The following is an 18,818-nucleotide window of genomic DNA, read 5'->3' as shown; positions in this document are numbered from 1 at the left end:
TGCAGGCGAGGCCAATGCCGCCAAAACTTTCCTGCAAACTCTAGAAAAACTAGATGTTGCAGGACAGCTTATTGGGAAAGTTTTTAAAATAGGAGGTAAATTTTTAAAACCTGTTCTAAATGCAACAAGTAAAGGAATAACATTAACCCTAGAAAAAGGCGTTCAACTTTTTAGACAAGTAGAAATAAAATTGCCCAACAATCTCTATTGTGGCATCCCAATTCCTACTATAAAAATAAAAAGTACCGCTGCCGAAATAGAACAACAACTAGCGAACACAGTCGAAGATGTTAATGGCAATAAACTAGTAGAAGTTGTTTTGGAGAATGGCGATAATGTACCTGCTATTGTGGGAACAGAGGAAGGATTGGAGAAGATTGGCAAAAGTAATACTAAATCAATATTTGCAAACATTGATGATTATATAAATTCGTTAACATCCAAAAGTGCACGTAAAAAAATTAGAGCAAATATTATAAATTTAGCCGAAAGTAAAGATATAGCAATTGCCTTTTTCAATAACAACAAAAATTCGTTTGAGGCAATATATAAAAATGATTTTGACAAATGGTATGATGATGTTTTTTTGAATGGCTTGAAAAAAAATCCTGCCGCCTTTGAAGCACACCATATAATACCTGTAAAAGTATTAGAAGGTAACGATAAATTAAAGAATCTACTATTTGAACTATCAAAAGACCATCCTGAAGTTACTTTCAATTTTAATGAAATTGACAATGGTATGATGGTACAAAAGAAAAGTATTAAACTAGAAGTGGATGGTCATGGTAATCATCCTGAGTATGATATTGCAATTGATACAAAAATAAATCTCATTATAGAAAAAGCAGGAAATGAAAAAATAGAAGCCTTTAATCAAATTAAAAAATTGATAAAAGACACCAAAGCTACATTAAAAAACGAAGTTCTTTTGGGAACAAAAAATGTGAACGATATAATAAATTTTTAGCATGAAATATTACGAATTAGAATACAGAATCTTTACGGATAAAGATGATGATAAAAAAAGAAAGTCAATAGGAAAAGCCAACGGAGAAAAAGTACCAAATGGGAAACACTATTTTGATCGAATGGGTGATGGTGAAATTATTAAAGACGCTCCTGTTTTTGATTATTTTTTTCTAAAAAGTTTTGACAAACCTCAATTTTGGGAATGGCGCTTACAAGATATACATGGGTTTATAGGTGTTGGAAGTATTATAACGGGATGGTACATTTCAGACCGTTTTAAAAACCTACTAGAGCAATTTAATATTGCCAAAGGGTTTTGGTTTTATCCTACCAAGTTGCTGTATAAAGAAGTAAAACACGATTATTGGATTTTTCAATATGCAACTATAGAAGACGGAATTGATAATACTTTTTATTTAGATTACCAAAAATCAGAGTTTTTAGATCCGGATGAAAATAGCTTGATAGCGGTAACTAATTTCGAAGAATTCCATACTAAAAGAAAACAAATTCAAAGAGAATCTGAATATGAAAAAGATATTATTCCGAAAAAAATTGTACTAAATAAAGACTTAGATTTTATTCCAATGTATGGTATAATTAATTCAGGAATTATAATTTCTGAACGATTAAAAGAAGCTATTGAGGAAGCAAAATTAGAAGGTTTTGAGTTTCTTGAGTTGGACTATGAGGTAGTTGTTGAGGCAATGAGTTAGTGAAATACCCGATAGCCCCCGCTACCGCACGAATCCTTTCGTGTGGTACGTGATTAAAGAATCTAATTTGATACTATAAAAAAAGGTAGAAGTAGAAATTAGGTACAACAAGAAGATAACCAAACGATGAAGTAAACACTAGTGTAATTACTTGCTCAGGATAAAACGAGTAAGCACAATTGTAAATAATATAAACAAAGAAAGTAAATAGAATTCATAAACAAATACCAAACCCTAATTATGAAAAAGAACATGCTAGTCTTACTACTACTGCTAATCAGCATCTGTAGTTTTGCCCAAAAAATTAAAATTGACAACGGAGAAATTAAACTTGACGAAAAAACAGTGGCTTATATTGAAGGTAAAAAGCCAAATTTTAAAATATCGAATTTAGACAAAAACTATATTATTACTGTTCAGTTAAAGCAAATAGTACCCGTACCTGCTGTTCCGATTATGGAAATTAGAAACGAATCTACAGGCAAACTTAATGAACTTGAGTTTACAGATGGAAAGTTTAATCCATTTAATCATGAAAAAAATCTTGTGAAGGCTTTGATTGAGCATAATTATTTAAATACAGACGGCTTAAATAAAGATGTATTGGAGAACTTTATCAATGGTACTCCTACGGGAGTTTCAGCAAAACTTCTAGGGACTAAAAATGAAAAAGATCAAGCAGATCAACTTGTAAATTCCTATCAATTATCTATTGACGATGCAGGTGTAATTTATAGTATAAAAGCAAACAATCCTGATCCTAATGATAAAAGAATTGGGTATGTTAAAATGACTTCACCCTCAAATAATGGAGAATTGATGTATGAAATTATGGATTTAGATAATTACCTGATTGCAACTTGGTTTGCAAAAGCAGGTATGGTTTCAGGATATAGTAGTTTTCTAAATCAACAACTCTTCACATTTGATAAAAAAGTAATTAATGCCAAGTTTGACAACAGCGGTAACCCAATAGGATATAAAATGAGTAAAGATATCACTGTGTTGAATATTGTAAGAGCACTTATAACAAACGGTTATACTTTACAGCATCAAGGCAAAGCAGCTATAACTGCAATGAGAACTGAACAGATTAAAGAACAAGAAAAAAGAGTAATTACAGAACGCTCAAATTCAGCGAACATTTACGAACAAAACGGCTATGTTATTGATGAAAAAGGAGAAAAAAGAACAGGGCCAATTACGGCTGAGTTTGAATCTATAAAAGCGGAATCGTCTAGTGGCATGGCAGATATGACTGCTTATGGCAAAACAGTAGTTCTAAAGTATAGTAATGAAAAAGGACGTGAGAAAACCGAAATCTTTAAATCTAAAAACGGGATACGTTTTTGTTTGGATTCAGGAGAATGTTATTTGGGATTAAAAACCATTGGGAACACTATGGCAGCAGCAGGAAGTTTGAACGCTTTGAGCTTTGATTTTTCGAGTTTTTACAAAATTCTATATGAAAAAGACGGGTATTTGGTTTTGGTTGATCCACTTGTGCCTGCCGATTTTATTATAAAAATACCAAATCAGGAAAAAGGGTTGTACACTAACAAATCAAGTCTTGATAAATTAAAGAAAAACATAACTGAATATTTAAAATGTGATTCGTTTGTGTTTGAAAACTATGATTTTAAAACACTTGATGGATTGGTTAAAGTTTTGGAAGAATATAAAAACAATTGTAATAAATAAACAAAATAGAAATAAAAATGAAAAAGAGAATTTTATTAGTAGGAGCGTTGCAGCTTTTTATGGTATTGGGTAGTTGTAGTTCGGATTCAGATAATAATATCCCAGTAAAAAAAGAAGAATTGCAAAAAGGAGAAATTAAAGCAGATTTTATTTTCTCAAATAGTGTTGACGATTTTGTAATCAACAATGATGATACAGTCTTTTTTATAGGACAAACACCAAATGATAAAGATTATCGCATTAAATTTCAGAAAATTGATAAAAATGGAAATTTGACACTACTAAATGGAATAAGCAATAGCAATTTTTTCACAAATAGATTAGCCGTTACGCCTACAGGAGATTTTTTGTTAATAGATACTGTCACTGATAAAATATTTCGTTTCGAAAGTAACTTTACAGAGTTAAATCCATTTTATACAATGAAACCAATCAGTTCTCCCTTTGCCAGTAAAATTAGGCTTACGGCAATTACTGAAAATAATGACAATACTTATTTTGTATTTGATTATAACAATAAACAAATGAAACGTTTTGTGCCGGAATTAAATACAGATGTTTTTGTCGCAGGCTCCGGTAAAAATGAGATTGTTGATGGAGCAGGATTAGATGCCAGTTTTGGAAATGTTACTAGAATAATTTCTAAAAATAATGCTTTGTATCTAATTGATAATTTAAGAACTGGAACACCATCCACTTTCATCAGCTCTAATATTAGAAAATTAGAATATGTTAATAATCAATGGAAGGTCACAACTTTAATTTCAACTACAAATAAAGATGCTTCTTATAATGACATCGCATTTGATTCTAAGAATGATTTATATGTGTCAGTTAGAGAAAAAGGAGTTTATAAATTAAATCTATCAGATAATACAATGTCACTTTTTAAAGATGGAGAGCTAAAAGTTGTTGCATTTGGTAAAAATTCGTCAAGTCGTATAACAGTTGATTTTAATTATCTTAAAAGTTTTAAGTTCAAAAACAATGATTTGTATTTGGGGACAAGTTTTGAATTAATTAAAATTTCTGATTTTCAAACAAAATTTGCTGCAGCAGAAAAATAAAAAGATTAAAAACCACTACAATCTATATAAAGGTGTAGTGGTTTTAAAACAATCCTCATGAAAAAAAAAATACTCTTCCTTTTATTACTTGTAGCTAGTTCTTGTTATCAGGAGACTGCTATAGCTATCGAAGGTGATTTCATTGCATACCTGCGATTTCGAATTGTAGAGTAAATGAGCATTGATTTTCGTTCGTTTTTAAACAGCAAAATAGAGTAGTACAAATACAGTATTACTAAAAAGAAATTAGTTAAAAGTAAAAGTGTGGGCTTTTGATTAATTAAATAATAAAATCACACAATAAAAACAAATTAAAAATTTTTAATCATGAACATGAACAAAATGAAAACATTCAAAACAACAAAATCTATTGTTTTAACAGCCTTAATGGTAGTAGGAATTTTATTGTCTTCTTGCAGTAAAGATGATAATGAGAGTGTGTCAATTGTAGGGTCTTGGAAATCAACTAAAAGTGTTGTTGAAACTTTTAAAGATGGAGTTTCCCAAGGCAATACACAGGAAGTTATTGACGCTAATAATTATTCAATTTTGACCTTTAAGACTGATGGTAGATTTTCAGACAAAGTAGTAAGCTCAGGAAGCAATTATACAGAAGAAGGAGCATATACTACAAAAGACAATGTACTATCTGTAAAATATGACGGCAATACTGACTTTGACTTAACGAATTTCACATTAACAAACAGCACACTTGTTATAGTCTTTACTGAAGAATATACTACAGGTGGAAATAAATATAAAGATGTAGTAACCAGTACCTACAGTAGGCAATAGAAAAAGATTAACCTTCTATTTATTTGTTGGTATGCATTGATTTGCTTATCAATGTTGATAAAAAGGAAACAAAATATTTTAGAATTGTCCCGTGGGACAATTCTAAAATATTAAACTGTTGCTACGAGATAATGTTAAGGCTATGCATGTCGTGAGGATTATTGTTGGTAATAAATATAGCCTGAGGAGTACACCTTAAGCCAAGAATAATTTAAGTTAATTAGAAATGTATAAAGAGCAAATGAAAAAAATTTCACTCTTATTCTTATTTATTATTATTACTTCATGTTATCAGGAGACTGCTATAGCTATCGAAGGTGATTTTACTACTTCGTATGTAAATGCAGACGAATCAGTTCCTGTTATTATTGCGATAGACAGTAAAGTGATTGGTGCCGATACCTACGAGTGGACGTTTGAAGGCGGTAGTCCTAGTACATCCTCCTTAAAGAATCCGGGTGAGGTATTGTATGAAAAACAAGGAACTTATACCATAAAACTGAAAGCTACTAATGTAGATGGAGAACGTAAAGAGCTAAGTAAAACGGTTTTAATAAAAGAAGGAATTGCTATTCAGTTTTCCCACGAAATTATTAAAAGCAATTATTCTCCTGTTGAAGTAGTTTTAACTAACACTACTCCAGGAGAAGGATTGACTTTTACATGGAATTTTGAGGGTGGAATACCGGCAACTTTTACAGGAAAAACACCTCCAAATGTTGTATTTACTTCACCTGGCAAGCATACTATAACGTTAACGGTTTCTAATGGCTTTGAATCAGAAAAACAAATGCAAACCCTAACGGTTGCTCCCTATTTAGCCAGTTCGTTTTCTTATACGCCAAAGTTTGAAGACGACGATTATCAGGCTCCTGTTGAGATATCTTTTACTAATGCCTCCATTAGTGCAAGCAATTACCTATGGACTTTTGAGGGAGGAACTCCAGCTACTTCTACACTAGAAAATCCTACCGTAATTTTTAAAAATGCAGGCACTCATGAGGTTATTTTAAAAGCGATTAATGATAAAACGAGTCAACTATTTAAATCAAGCATTACAGTGCTACCGGATACGAATTTGCGTGTTTTTACCAATATAAAGCTTGGGATAAACTCGGCGCATACTAATAACAGTATTGGTGCCATGTTTTCTACTACAACACGACAGGTTTACAAAGCAAATGAAATTAATGATCAGAATAGTGGTTTGATTGATATTGCATTTCAAGGACTGAACAGCAATTTTACCTATAACCGATTTATATCGCCAGATCAGGCAAATAATTATGGTTTCACGGCATTAAAAAAGGCACAAAACACGATTTTTATAAACTCACAAAATTTGTGTAATTGTGGTTTAAATTTTACCGAAGTTCAGTTTGATGCCATGTTAAATGATAGCCCGATAAAATCTTTAAACATAAGTTATACCGCGGTTGGCGAACAGCAATTTGGTTTTACCTTTCCAAGAATCATATTGTTTAAAACAGAAGACGGACGAAAAGGAGCCATCAAAGTAAAGGATATGATCAAGAATGGAACAAGTTCCTATATTCTATGTGATATCAAAGTGCAAAAACAATAACCTATTAATGAAGAGAGAAAATAAGCAAGTTTTACTTTGGTTATGTATCGTTTTTGCGTGTAGTATTTACAGCAGAGGATATGCCCAAGATGTAGACTTAGAGCATTTTTATAAGCCCAATTTTAAAGTTACTGGTTCTGTAAATGCTAATATGATGTATTATAGTTCTACTATACCCAATCCACGTGAGCCCTTTACTTATATGTTTTCAGGGAATTTGAACATTAGTGCGTTTAATTTTACGGTACCGTTATCTTACACCATTACCAATCAGGGTACTAATTTAGGCTATACGGCTCCATTTGATTTTAACAGATTGAGTATTATGCCGAAATACAAATGGGTGAAAGCCTATATAGGCAATGTTAGTATGACTTTTTCACCTTATACCTTAAGTGGTTTTCCTTTTAAAGGCGTTGGTTTAGAGCTTACTCCCAAAAGTCCTTTTAAAATTACCTTGATGGGAGGACAGCTACTTAAAGCCGTTTCAGAAGAAAATGCATTGGGAGGCATCCCCGTTTATGAACGTTTTGGATATGGGGCCAAAATAGGCTTTGAACAGCAACGATATAAAGTGGGCTGGATTGGTTTTTATGCCAAAGACCATGTTAATTCGCTAAACATTACAAATGATAAAGGGGTAACACCAAAAGAAAACTTTGTTAATAGTTTGATTTTTAGCACGACTTTAATAGAAAATTTAAACTTAAATGTTGAATATGCTTTGTCTGTTCTAACAGATGATACACGTTCTAAGTCACTTCATGGGGGTAATTTTAGCACTAAATTATTTTCTGCAAAAGAAAGTACACGTTTTATGAACGCGTTACAGGTAAATTTTGATTATAACCTTCAAAAAAGTATCATTGGTTTAACGTATGAGCGTATAGATCCCAATTACAGCACCTTAGGAGGCTTGTATTTTAATAACGATTTAGAGAATATTGCCTTTCGTTTTTCGCGCCCCTTTTATAAGGATAAGATTATGGTATCGACTAGTTTAGGCTATCAACGAGATGATCTGGCCAAAGTGAAAAAGCAGGAGACTAAGCGGGTTGTGGGTGCTATTACTATGAATTATAAAGTTACGGACCAATTGAATGTTACAGGTAATTATTCCAATTTCTCTACTTATACCAATAAGAAATTGGATCAGTTTGAACTTATAAATACTCCAAATGTAGTCCCTTCAGACACTTTAAATTACAGGCAATTGTCGCAAAATGCTACGGTTACGATGACTTATGCTTTTGGAAAAAAGAAGCATCAAAATTTAAATTTTAATTATAGTATTGCCGGGCAAGCCAATGAACAAGGAGGCGTAATTCGAATAGGTCAGGCGAGTACCGTACAGAATTATAATTTGGCACATTCGATAAATTTTGCTGGAATTAAAATGAGTTTAAACAGTTCCCTTAATTATACCCATAATGAGGTCGTTCAAAATAATAATACTTCGGTTGGTGCTTCGATTGGTGCCACTAAGAAACTATTCAACGATAAGTTGAATACTAACTTTGGAGTATTGTATAATGCTACACAAGGCAATAGAAATTCAAGTTCAGTATTTGGAGTTAAGTTTAACAATAGTTATGTACTACTCGAAAAGCACAACTTAAATATGAGTATCATTTCAATGTTCAGAAGTAGTTCCAATGCCAAGAAATTTAATGATTTAACGGCGATGTTGAATTACTCTTATTCCCTAGACAAAATAAAATTACCCGCCAAAAAAGTACCTAAACCAGCAACTCAATTGGTGTTGAATCCTGTTCTGACCATTAAATATAAAGACAAAATTTATGAAGGTACACGTGATGCTATCCTACAACAGTTTCAGGATCTTCAGCTTATGCTCAAAGCAATACCAAAGGATGATTTTGATGAACTACAACAATTAATTACCCGTACTTCATTGGCACCCGATGCTATAAGTTTTAAAGAGAAAGCACTTCGCTATTTAAAATCGCACGATCTCAAACAAGAGTTTATAGCGCGTTACAATCAATACCTAGTTGAGACTTTAAAAAGCTTAAAAATAGATATGATGCGCAAGGACGAGGGGCTAGAAAGTAGTTATAGTATGGCACAAGGAATTGTAAATAGGCACAAATTGCATCCCGTAAGCCTTGAAGATAAAAAAGATATACGCAACAAAATAAGCTATACCTCTTATTTAAAATTGGTGGAACGAAAAAACAAAAAGCTACAGCCCTTGTTAGTACACCGATGGATGCTTAATGAAATTTCGATACTAGTGAGTATGCCTGAAGAGGAGGTTCATCAAAATGAAAATCTTTCAAATTTTACTAAACAAGAGTTGAATTACTTCTTTAAAATGATGAAAGAAAATAAGTCAGCTGTTGCAATACTTGCAGCATTTAAAATGAAGTTGATTCCGTTTTATCACGAATTAGCCATTAAAAGTGTAAAAGATGATGAGGTAGAGTTTCATTATTTAAAAAATAATTAAGAATCAGAAAACATTAGTTTTTGTAATGCATCAAGGATGTATTGACTGTTACAAAAAAGAATTTAGGTTAAAAGATTAAAGAAGTTGTTATGCTTTATTTTACAAAAAAACAGGATCATTTTCTTATGAAAAATTTATTCAAAATACAATTGTCGTTAGTTTTGATAGTGCTTTCCGTTGTTATTTCTTACGGACAGGATATTGCCCCTCCAAAAGCCTTGGGAACTGCTGCCAGTTCTATCGAAAAGATTGAAGCCTCCGATCGTTGGGTAGATCATTTCTCGAATCAGGATTTGGTGGAATTGCCAATTGGAATTCGCAAAACAGTAAATAATGTGCAATACTCTATTGGAATTACAAAAGCTGTTTTTTCGTCAGAATATACTACTCTAACCGTTTTTTGCAGAGTTGATATACCTCAAAAAGATAAGAAAGGACAACCGATGCAGTTGTTTTTTGGAGCAAATAATGTAAAATTATCGCATCAAGGAGGCATTATTGGAGAAGCGAAATTAGTGCTATTAGGTAATGTTGATATTCCGTTTAGTGATAACAAATGGCAAGTATCCTTATATGGCGGTTTTGATATGGCAACTGGTATTGTGGATGATGAATTGACTTATGTTACCATTGACTGCGATGGTTTTAAAGAAATGAAAATTTCGGGAGCGGTTGAATTTTCAAGAGATCTGATACTGCCCATTGACCTTACTACCAAAACGGTTGACGAAAAGAAATTAACCGTTCCGAAAACCTATTATAACGGAAAAACATTTCAGATTCCAAATCGAGTTAGAGGAGAGTTTAGCTTCGTCGCGAGTAGTTGGAATGATATTTTGGTCAATGTAAGTTTACAACCCTTTACCTTAAAAGAAAAGAGAAATGGGAAAGATTATGAAGGTAATTTTCTGTTTTTAGTTAGTAATGCCGTATTGGATTTAAGTGATTTAAGAAACAATCCTACTGTTGCCTTTCCCGAATATTATGAAAAAAACGCACTTTTGGCACCAACACCTGAGACTTGGAAAGGGGTATTTGTTGAGCACTTTGATGTAGGTTTGCCTAAAGAATTTCAAACTACAGATACCGCTTCAAGCAAAGAAAGAATTCATGTGGGTGCTCACAATCTTATTATTGACAGGTATGGAGTTTCAGGGACTTTTTATGCGGATCATGTTTTTCCGTTAGATCGGGGTATCACCAGTCAGGAAAAATCTTGGGCCTATTCCTTAGATCATATTGATGTTACTATTGCTGCCAATACCTTTGTAAAAGCAAATTTAAGTGGTCAGATTCTTTTGCCCATAAGTAAAGCCAAACAAGAGAGGAAGGAATCTGCTGCGGCTCAAATACCAGTAACGGCTGCACCTGCATCAAAGCCTATACAACCAGCGCAAACTAAAAGAGCAGGTTTATATTATGATGGTTTTATTTCTATGGAAGAACAGCGACTGGTTGTGGTTTCCCAAGACTCTATTGCTTTTGATATTTGGAAAGCAAAAGCATTATTGTTACCCAATAGTTCTATTGAATTAAAATTAGTAGGAGGAAGGTTTTTACCCAAGGCTAATTTAAACGGAACCGTTTCTTTTGGAACAAATAAAGGCGCAACAGACGATCAAGAAGTAAAAGGTAAGCGCACGGTTGATTTTAAAGGGCTCACTTTTGAGAATTTACAGCTCCAAACTGTTTCCCCTGTTATTTCTGTTCGAAATATGGGTTACAAGGGAACCGTTGCCTTTGGTAATTTTCCTGTTTCGATTGGAAATATAAATGTGGGCATTAATGGGAATGATTCTCGAATAGATTTTGATTTAGGCATTAATTTGATGGATGGTGTAGGAGGTGCCGGAGCTACAGCCCGAATTGGGATACTTGGTAAAATGTATGAAGACGGTTATAGGCAACGAAGCAAGTATAATGGTTTAGATTTATCGGCCATTAGTATCAACTGTTCGTTCAGTGATCTAACTATAAAGGGAAGTCTTATCTTGATGGAAAAAGACCCGGTGTATGGGGATGGATTTAATGCTGATTTGGAAGTTGATGTTGCCAAAGTGGTCAATGTAAAAGCCAAAGCTATTTTTGGACGAACTTCTTTTAGATATTGGTATTTTGATGCCGCTGCAAAATTGTCCCCCCCTCCTTCGCCATTTATGATTTCTGGCTTTGGTGGAGGCGCCTATTATAAAATGAGTAGAAATCCGAATCTATCTATTGGAGATTTCTCGCCATCTGGGCTGAGCTATACGCCCAATGAAAAAGTATCATTAGGAGTTAAGGCACTTATTTATATTTCTATTGGTTCCGAAAGTGTTTGTGATGGTGAAGCAGGATTTGAAATAGCCTTTAACTCCAAAGGAGGCGTCAATAGATTGGCTATTTTTGGCAAAGCTAATGTTTTGTCAACGCTACCTGGGGTAAAAAATATTGGCGGTTTAATGGGAAAAGTAGCTTCGGATATTACTGCTAAGAAAAGTTTCTTAGGCATTACGGAAAATGATCTTAAAGGTTCATTTGCTAGTAAATATATTCCGGCAGCCAAAGAAGCTATACCAGGGGATTTATCTGAAGCGGTTGGTATCAAAATGGCAGCAGCTATAGAATTTGATTTTCAGAATAACTCTATGCATGCGACTACAGATGTTTATATTAATACACCGGGAAATTTTCTTTCAGGGACTGGGCCAGGAGGAAGAGCCGTTTGGGGAGTTTTTCATAAAGATCCAAAAGATTGGTATTTGTATATGGGGACTCCCGATGATCGATGCGGAGTGAAGATAGGAATTGCAGGTTTGTATCGAAAAACAACCAGTTATTTTATGGCAGGAACAGTACTTCCGGGTAGTCCTCCTCCTCCTGCAGAAGTAGCGAATATTTTGGGCTTAGATGCTAAACAGTTAGACTATATGCGTGATGAAAATGCATTAAGTAATGGTGGAGGGATAGCCTTTGGATCTAGCATTGAATTTGATACTGGGGATATTAATTTTTTACTTTTTTATGCTCGTTATCAAACGAAAACAGGATTTGATATCATGTTAAAAGATTATCAAGAAGCAAGGTGTTCCAACACCGGAAAGCCCGTAGGTATTAATGGATGGTATGCCAATGGACAAGCGTATTCTTTTTTGCAAGGAGAGTTGGGTGTAAGGGTAAAACTGTCGTTTTTGAATCTTAAGGTTCCTATTTTGTCAGGAGGAGCTGCTGCTTTATTGCAAGCTAAGTTGCCTAATCCTGTTTGGTTGCGTGGTTATTTAGGAGGAAATATAAATATTCTTGGAGGGCTAATCAAGGGTAAATTTCGATTTAAACTAGAGATTGGAGAAGAATGCCAATTTGAAACTGCCTCACCACTAGGAGGACTTAAATTAATTACCGACGTAACCCCAAAACAAAATTCAGGTGACGTGGATGTGTTTGCTGTTCCTCAAGCTGCTTTTTCAATGAAGGTAAATGAATCTTTTGTAATTCCTGAAGATAAAGGAGAGGTAACCTATAAAGTAATTTTAGAAAAATTCAAGGTTTTTGACGACACAAAAGAAATACCAGGCACTTTAGAGTGGACTTCTATGAAAGATAAAGTAAATTTTGTTTCAACGGATATTTTGCCGCCTAACAAAACACTTAAAGTACAAGTAGAAGTTAGTTTTCAAAAAATGGAGAATGGTGTTTTTCAACCTATAAAAGTGGATGGCAAAGTGGCTACAGAATATGAAGAAAGACTCTTTACAACTGGAGGTGCGCCTAATTACATCCCTATTAACAATATTCAATATTCTTATCCGATTGTTGATCAAAAATATTTTTTAGAAGAGGAATATCCAAAAGGTTATATTCAGTTGAAACGTGGTCAGGATTACTTGTTTGAAGATGCTAATTGGGAGACCACTATCAAAGTAATTGAGGATGGGGGTTCAAATTCCAAAGCGGCCGCTTTTAATTATGACACACATTCAAATCAAGTTTTTTATGACTTGCCTGATATTAAACAGGAAAAAAAGTATAGCTTTTCTATCGTGAGTAATTTAAAACAGACTCCGTCAAGAAATACCACAACAGCTGCCAAGATGAATACCATTAGTGATGGAGGTAATGAGGTAAAGATAAAAGAAAATCAGGCAGATGCTGTATCCAAAACGGAAGGGAGTATTGATCGTTTATTGTACTCTTTTACTACTAGTAAATACAAAACATTCACTTCCAAAATGAATGCAATAACAACCCAAAACTACAATTTTGGAGTTTTGTATTCCGATGTTATTTATTTAACCAATACGATATCAAGTCAAGAAGCATTTGATTTGGTGGAATTGCAAGGTGTCCCTTATAGTGATCATAAACCTATACTAACAGCAGCGTCTAAATTAAATGACATGTATTATACGACAGACATTTTCCCTTATTTATATCAGGATTATCCATTGAATGGTAATTATGCTATAAAGAATAGAGATACCAATGAATTAGGCGTGATTCCTGCAAAAGCGATTCCCCTCAATGCTTATTATATGACTAGTATAGAAAATGACATCAATCAATCTTGGACTAGAGGTAATTTTCCGTTTAAGTATAATATGCCCTTATTATACAAGCAAGATTGGATTGATTTAAATAATCAGATTGTTAATGCTTATATTAATGGAGATGCTAGTATAGCGATAATTGCTAAACGTTTTATCAACAATAATTTCCTTTTTATGCGCTTCGGAAATTATGAAATTGTGATGAAGTATACTTTGCCAGGGAACAAGAAATCAACTGAGTTTACCTATAAATATAGAAATAATAATAAATTTAGGTAATTGTTTTTTTAACTGTTGGAGATGAGGAGCGAGAAGTGTGAAGTGAAAAGTGAGCTGGTTTGTTTTCGGTTATCAGGTTTCGGCAATCGGTTATTGGTTAGTTTTTGTAGGTGGCGGAATAATTCCTTAATGGGTAAATAAAATAATTATTGCCTCTCTCCAAAGACCCGATTGCTTCGCTATTTCGTTCGCTCGTGTGTAGCAGGAGCATGATTACTGAATGAAGTGCTATGCTTGCTGCTTTTAGGAAAAAAAGGATTGCTAATTGTATGGTATTTATTTCCACTATTTTAATAACGCTGTGGGCACGGATTACTTCGTCAATTCACTTCGTTCGTGTACAAATCCGAGATATCGGGTAAAATGAAGTTATGCAAAGCGGTACCTTGAAAACGAGTCATTAATATTCCTCTTGATGTTGAGTAGGTAATGGCAGCTAAAGCATTTCCTAATGCAGGATGTATGGTAACTACATTATCTTCTTCCAATTTGGTCAATTTCTCATTGTTATCCACATGAAAAACATAAACAAAACTGAAAGCTCCGATTGCTTCTTCGCTATCTTCTTTTTCACTTTTGGATGCTACATTTACTGAAAAATCAGCTTTAATTAATTTCTCTGGATTAAAGCCTAATTCAAAGTTCACATTGAAATTATGACTTTGAATTTTTTCTTCCTCAAAATCGAATGGACTATTAATTTGCCCTTTTATGATTTTAAAATCAACAATTTCAATTTTTTCAGGTTGTAATAAATTAGCTGACATTGGCTAATGTTGTTTTATGTTTGATTTTTATTTTTTTCCATACTCGAGTATAGGGCGAATATAATTTCTGAAATCTCTTAGACTATGGATAAATTTTTTTACGTCTTCTTGAATGAATCTTAGTTCGTGTGTAACATCAATAAAATTACTCAAAGACCAATCATGATGATACTTAGTCTTTCCTTCTTTATCTTTTGGAGCTACCTTTGCCTGATTAAATCAGTAGGATTTTTAGAATCAAAACCTAGTAAAATTCCTTCTAAAGTTAAGTTTTGGCAGTAAAGTGCATTTATTGCCGTAAGTTAATTGTTCATTTCAATATCAATATAGAGTTTTAAATTATACAATTGGATATGGTTTTCATTATCTCCTTCTAATTGCCCAATCTCGATAAACGCAATATCTTTGGCAAATGATTTTTCTCCAAGTAAGTGTTCAATGTGAATATAAACTGCTTCTCGAAGTCTTGGATTGTATTTATGGACAATGTAGTTTTTGAGTAGTACTTTTATTCCTAAATCGGTTGGTCTTTCAATACTTTCTAATGGAATGAAATACATTTCGCTTATTCGTAATGTGATGCCGTAATACTCTAGTGGTTTGTCGGTGCTGTTTTCGTATTGTTCAATATTCATTTCTGGTTGTAAGAAAGCTGTTATTTTCCAACGTTCTATAATTGGTGCATAATGAACTAGTAATTCTACTTCTTTGAAAAGGTACGGATTTCCATTTGCGGTGATAATTAACGCTCCCCCTCTCTTTTTGTTCTTGATGACGAGGTCTAGGTCTTTGTTGTATTGATGGAGTATTTCGATTAGTTTGTCGAAATGAATTTTTAGTTCGTCTTTTGAGATTTCGTCTAGGAGTAGAAAAACGAAGTGATTTTGTTGGAAGTGGTCCCAGAAGTTGGTTATAGTTTTCATAGTATTTCTTTTTGTTGCAATGCAGATTTTATCTTTTGTCTGCTACTGTTTTTTTAAATGCAATTAGATTAACCATCTCTCGCAACCTTGAGCGTACCCTATTCCCATAAATACTTTCAATTTCACTAGCAGATAGATTCGTAGTGAGGTGTGTAGGGATTTTTTTGGCAACAAATAAATCATAACGACTTAATAAAATTTCGCCCATAACATTGCATTCATTGCCATAGTATTTCAAGTTGTTTTCAGTGCCAAGATCATCAAAGCATAGGGTTTTGGGCTGAGAGGGATAGAGTTTGCCACTGCTGTATTTGTGGATGATGGGGTAGCCCTCCTGAATGAACTCAAAGCTAATATCCCTACAGGGCTTGACGAAAAACTTATGCTCTGTTGCAGTCAAGCATTTCATTAAATGCATAAGTGAGGTTTTGCCGCAGCCAATAGGGCCTGTTAGTAATATCCCTTTGTCCAAATCGATATTGAATTGAAGACAAGTGGTGGCGTCTCTCAAAAAGTAAGCGATTAATTTGTAGAGTATTTCGTGGTCCGTTGCTGCAATGGCAAACTTTTTTCCATACAACTCCATTCCTTTTTTTTCTAGCCAAAGTATGATAGTGGGGTAGTTGAGTGGTGGTTTAATTTCATTGTTCATCTCTAAAAAATAATAAAGTTCAGTTAAAGCGGTTCTGTATAGTCTTTTTCGGTTGTGGTATGGAGTACTTTGGCTCTGTCAGACACTGAGGGGCTGTAGAGGAATTTAGGAGCGTTAAGCATCCAGTTTTGTGCTGCGGCTTGCCAATCGACCATAGGATGTTTACCACCAACAAGCCAACCAACACTCGAAAAATAATTAAAAAACTTTTGGGCTTCTAGGGCTGGAAACTGCTTGTCTTGAAAATAGGTTTGAATGTCTTGCAATTTCGGTGCTTGGAAACCTTGGGTTCCATTGCTGGAAGGGGCTTGCATAGTGGTTCGTGGTTCCGAAATGACTTTCTTTTTTTCGCGCAACTTTTTTTCTTTCCTTTCATTATCTTGATTTTGGAGTAGAGTCTCTTCAATTTCAAAATTTTGTGACTCGTTCAAGTTTATATCCTTTATAGCGTTTGAATGGTTTGATAAGTTTGTATTGTTTATATAAGATACTAACGCTTGTTCAGTACCTGTTTCGTTACTAGTACACGGCTGGTTTAAAGCTTGTCTAGGAAGTGTACCAAAAAGAGGTTCATTTTTTAGTGGGCTGTCATCTTTTGGTACAGGCGGTAACCGTTCCGAAAAGTTAAACAGCATTACGTGACTTCCTTTGAAAGGATTATACGAAGGCTCGTAGTGAATGTACCCTAAACTATGCAAGTTTTTCAGGCATTTGTGGTAAGTAGCTTTAGAACTAATTTTGCTAATTCGCATAAGCTCGTCACGAGAAATACTAATCGGATTGCGGAAGCGATTGCAGTTCCAGCATTGAAACAAAGACATATACAAACTCACATGTGTTGGATTAAGGGTTTTATCTATAGCCACTTTTTCAAAAAATCCAGTAAGGTGTCTGATATAATTCATCTTACAAGCCATTTGGGATTGAACAAAGGTTCTGAAGAAGATACCTTATTCGAACGAAAGAGTTGGTCGAGGTCTGTCATTGAATAATACAAAGTGCCTCCAATTTTGGTGTAACTAATGCTGCCATTGACACGAAGGTTTTGCAAAGTGCCTGCAGAAATGTTTAGTAGTTTTCGAACCTCATTAGATTTGAGCCATTTTTTTTCTTGCTTAACTTCTACGGGGAGTAGAATTTTTTTGATCTCCTCCAAAAGTTCTAGTTTGAATGCATTGAGGTCTTCTGTAGTAATGATGTTAGCTGCCATAGTGTTTAAATTAGAATGATATGTTTTAATTTGTTGTAGCAAAATTCCATTCTATCTGTTTGGTTTTATCCCAATGGCTTTCGTAGTACCGAAAAGATTTAACAGGATCTGGATCGAAAGTGTTGATTTTATTTGTGTTTGATTAAAAAAAAAAACGATCTACTTTTTGGCGATGACATTTTTTTAGTTTTTTAAAAAAAATAAGCAGCAAATCCTTTAAATAGAGGCTTGCTGCTTGTCGTTTCGTAGTTACGATGTTTCCTTTGTGACGGTTATCTTGTAAGGGAGGTTGTTTTTTTAGTATCGTCTAGGCATCTTCTCTAGACATTTTTTGTTGTAGATGTAAGGTGAGTTCCTCTAAGAATTTAGTTTTACTACTTTTTCGGGCTTTAATTTCTGAATAGGTTTTGTAAACATTATCCAGTTTTATATTAAAAAATTCCTCAAAAGAAGCGGTAATCATATTGATGTCTGCGGCGCCATGGTTAATAGCACCATTTGAGAATAAAGCATAGATAAGTTCGGTTAGTGCTGTTTTTGGACCTGTCCAAACTAAAACTTTATGTTTTTTTTCTTCGAATAGACTAGCATCATCGACTTTTAATTTTTTTAATGAGGCCCTAATGTAATGAATGAATCGATACATCGCTTTTACCTTCGCCCATAGCATGTCTTGTGAAGTGGAAAATTCTGGGAATTGATAATAGTCAGTCATTGGCGTAAATGGGAAATTGTCCCTATGATTTCTAGTGAAAAACTGATGATCTAAGTAACTATGGCCTTGCTCCATGTAATGAACAAAGTCGGCATTTTTGTAAAAGAATTTATTGATTTTTCGAAGTTCTTTTTGAAGAAATTGAATTTTATAGGAACTGCCGGCTTTAGGCATTCTGAGCTCGCAGGATCGTACTTCTGTATAATATATTAACGAGCTCATGGGGATGGGTTTGATGTTTTTGAAGAAGTCAATCTCTTCAGGAATGGTATCAAAATCTTTCTTGTCTACAATATCTTTTAAATCGGATAATGTTTTATTACAAAGTAAAATTCCGTTACTCGCTTTAGTAAGCATAGTGTCATTGGATTCTAAGATGTCATTACAGATACTAGTAAAGGTATCTATGGTTTTTTGGAACATTTTGTTTAAAGTTT

At 33.8% G+C, this 18,818-nt stretch carries 14 protein-coding genes; 8 read left to right on the top strand and 6 right to left on the bottom strand.

The window, feature by feature from the left end:
* The 8 genes from FLB_RS01750 to FLB_RS01715 form a co-directional block, all read left to right on the top strand.
* Window positions 1-970 (top strand): AHH domain-containing protein (locus FLB_RS01750; RefSeq protein ID WP_157490510.1); only part of this gene is annotated, 970 nt, incomplete at its 5' end.
* Between the two features lies 1 nt (window position 971).
* Window positions 972-1,688 carry a hypothetical protein gene (locus FLB_RS01745; RefSeq protein WP_064714252.1) on the top strand — a complete coding sequence of 239 codons (717 nt, stop codon included), beginning with the start codon at window positions 972-974 and terminating at the stop codon, window positions 1,686-1,688.
* A 240-nt stretch (window positions 1,689-1,928) separates the two neighbouring features.
* Window positions 1,929-3,389: a hypothetical protein gene (locus FLB_RS01740; RefSeq protein WP_064714251.1), complete on the top strand. Its 1,461-nt coding sequence runs from the start codon at window positions 1,929-1,931 to the stop codon at window positions 3,387-3,389.
* A 17-nt stretch (window positions 3,390-3,406) separates the two neighbouring features.
* On the top strand, window positions 3,407-4,456 hold the full coding sequence (locus tag FLB_RS01735) for a hypothetical protein (protein WP_064714250.1): 1,050 nt from the start codon (window positions 3,407-3,409) through the stop codon (window positions 4,454-4,456).
* Between the two features lie 327 nt (window positions 4,457-4,783).
* On the top strand, window positions 4,784-5,251 hold the full coding sequence (locus FLB_RS01730) for a lipocalin family protein (protein WP_064714249.1): 468 nt from the start codon (window positions 4,784-4,786) through the stop codon (window positions 5,249-5,251).
* 241 nt (window positions 5,252-5,492) lie between these two features.
* Window positions 5,493-6,836 carry a PKD domain-containing protein gene (locus FLB_RS01725; RefSeq protein WP_197488922.1) on the top strand — a complete coding sequence of 448 codons (1,344 nt, stop codon included), beginning with the start codon at window positions 5,493-5,495 and terminating at the stop codon, window positions 6,834-6,836.
* Window positions 6,837-6,843: 7 nt separating this feature from the next.
* The gene (locus tag FLB_RS01720) at window positions 6,844-9,309 is read left to right on the top strand and encodes a hypothetical protein (protein ID WP_064714247.1); all 2,466 of its coding nucleotides are present in this window, start codon (window positions 6,844-6,846) and stop codon (window positions 9,307-9,309) included.
* Window positions 9,310-9,434: 125 nt separating this feature from the next.
* Entirely contained in the window at window positions 9,435-14,114 is a 4,680-nt protein-coding gene (locus FLB_RS01715; protein WP_231891027.1) for a hypothetical protein, read from the top strand.
* 320 nt (window positions 14,115-14,434) lie between these two features.
* Here the strand turns inward: FLB_RS01715 and FLB_RS01710 are convergent, their stop codons facing one another.
* The 6 genes from FLB_RS01710 to FLB_RS01685 form a co-directional block, all read right to left on the bottom strand.
* The gene (locus FLB_RS01710) at window positions 14,435-14,881 is read right to left on the bottom strand and encodes a hypothetical protein (RefSeq protein ID WP_064714245.1); all 447 of its coding nucleotides are present in this window, start codon (window positions 14,879-14,881) and stop codon (window positions 14,435-14,437) included.
* Between the two features lie 302 nt (window positions 14,882-15,183).
* On the bottom strand, window positions 15,184-15,804 hold the full coding sequence (locus FLB_RS01705; protein ID WP_064714244.1) for a hypothetical protein: 621 nt from the start codon (window positions 15,802-15,804) through the stop codon (window positions 15,184-15,186).
* A 28-nt stretch (window positions 15,805-15,832) separates the two neighbouring features.
* Window positions 15,833-16,456: a hypothetical protein gene (locus FLB_RS01700; protein WP_064714243.1), complete on the bottom strand. Its 624-nt coding sequence runs from the start codon at window positions 16,454-16,456 to the stop codon at window positions 15,833-15,835.
* 23 nt (window positions 16,457-16,479) lie between these two features.
* Window positions 16,480-17,361 (bottom strand): hypothetical protein, encoded by an 882-nt coding sequence (locus FLB_RS01695; protein ID WP_064714242.1) that lies wholly within the window; start codon window positions 17,359-17,361, stop codon window positions 16,480-16,482.
* Entirely contained in the window at window positions 17,358-17,666 is a 309-nt protein-coding gene (locus FLB_RS01690) for a helix-turn-helix domain-containing protein (RefSeq protein ID WP_064714241.1), read from the bottom strand. Before FLB_RS01690 ends, FLB_RS01695 begins: the two co-directional genes overlap by 4 nt.
* Before the next feature lie 307 nt (window positions 17,667-17,973).
* Window positions 17,974-18,804: an RteC domain-containing protein gene (locus FLB_RS01685; protein WP_064714240.1), complete on the bottom strand. Its 831-nt coding sequence runs from the start codon at window positions 18,802-18,804 to the stop codon at window positions 17,974-17,976.
* Window positions 18,805-18,818: the final 14 nt, after the last annotated feature.

The sequence above is a fragment of the Flavobacterium succinicans genome (genome assembly GCF_001662485.1).
Taxonomy (GTDB): Bacteria; Bacteroidota; Bacteroidia; order Flavobacteriales; family Flavobacteriaceae; genus Flavobacterium; species Flavobacterium succinicans_A.
This window is presented reverse-complemented; position numbering and strand designations above follow the sequence as displayed.

Excerpts from the sequence above, each read along its gene's own strand:
- FLB_RS01745 (WP_064714252.1), top strand. The coding sequence starts at position 972 with ATGAAATATTACGAATTAGAATACAGAATCTTTACGGATAAAGATGAT.
- FLB_RS01740 (WP_064714251.1), top strand. The coding sequence starts at position 1,929 with ATGAAAAAGAACATGCTAGTCTTACTACTACTGCTAATCAGCATCTGT.
- FLB_RS01735 (WP_064714250.1), top strand. The coding sequence starts at position 3,407 with ATGAAAAAGAGAATTTTATTAGTAGGAGCGTTGCAGCTTTTTATGGTA.
- FLB_RS01730 (WP_064714249.1), top strand. The coding sequence starts at position 4,784 with ATGAACATGAACAAAATGAAAACATTCAAAACAACAAAATCTATTGTT.
- FLB_RS01725 (WP_197488922.1), top strand. The coding sequence starts at position 5,493 with ATGAAAAAAATTTCACTCTTATTCTTATTTATTATTATTACTTCATGT.
- FLB_RS01720 (WP_064714247.1), top strand. The coding sequence starts at position 6,844 with ATGAAGAGAGAAAATAAGCAAGTTTTACTTTGGTTATGTATCGTTTTT.
- FLB_RS01715 (WP_231891027.1), top strand. The coding sequence starts at position 9,435 with ATGAAAAATTTATTCAAAATACAATTGTCGTTAGTTTTGATAGTGCTT.
- FLB_RS01710 (WP_064714245.1), bottom strand. The coding sequence starts at position 14,881 with ATGTCAGCTAATTTATTACAACCTGAAAAAATTGAAATTGTTGATTTT.
- FLB_RS01705 (WP_064714244.1), bottom strand. The coding sequence starts at position 15,804 with ATGAAAACTATAACCAACTTCTGGGACCACTTCCAACAAAATCACTTC.
- FLB_RS01700 (WP_064714243.1), bottom strand. The coding sequence starts at position 16,456 with ATGAACAATGAAATTAAACCACCACTCAACTACCCCACTATCATACTT.
- FLB_RS01695 (WP_064714242.1), bottom strand. The coding sequence starts at position 17,361 with ATGAATTATATCAGACACCTTACTGGATTTTTTGAAAAAGTGGCTATA.
- FLB_RS01690 (WP_064714241.1), bottom strand. The coding sequence starts at position 17,666 with ATGGCAGCTAACATCATTACTACAGAAGACCTCAATGCATTCAAACTA.
- FLB_RS01685 (WP_064714240.1), bottom strand. The coding sequence starts at position 18,804 with ATGTTCCAAAAAACCATAGATACCTTTACTAGTATCTGTAATGACATC.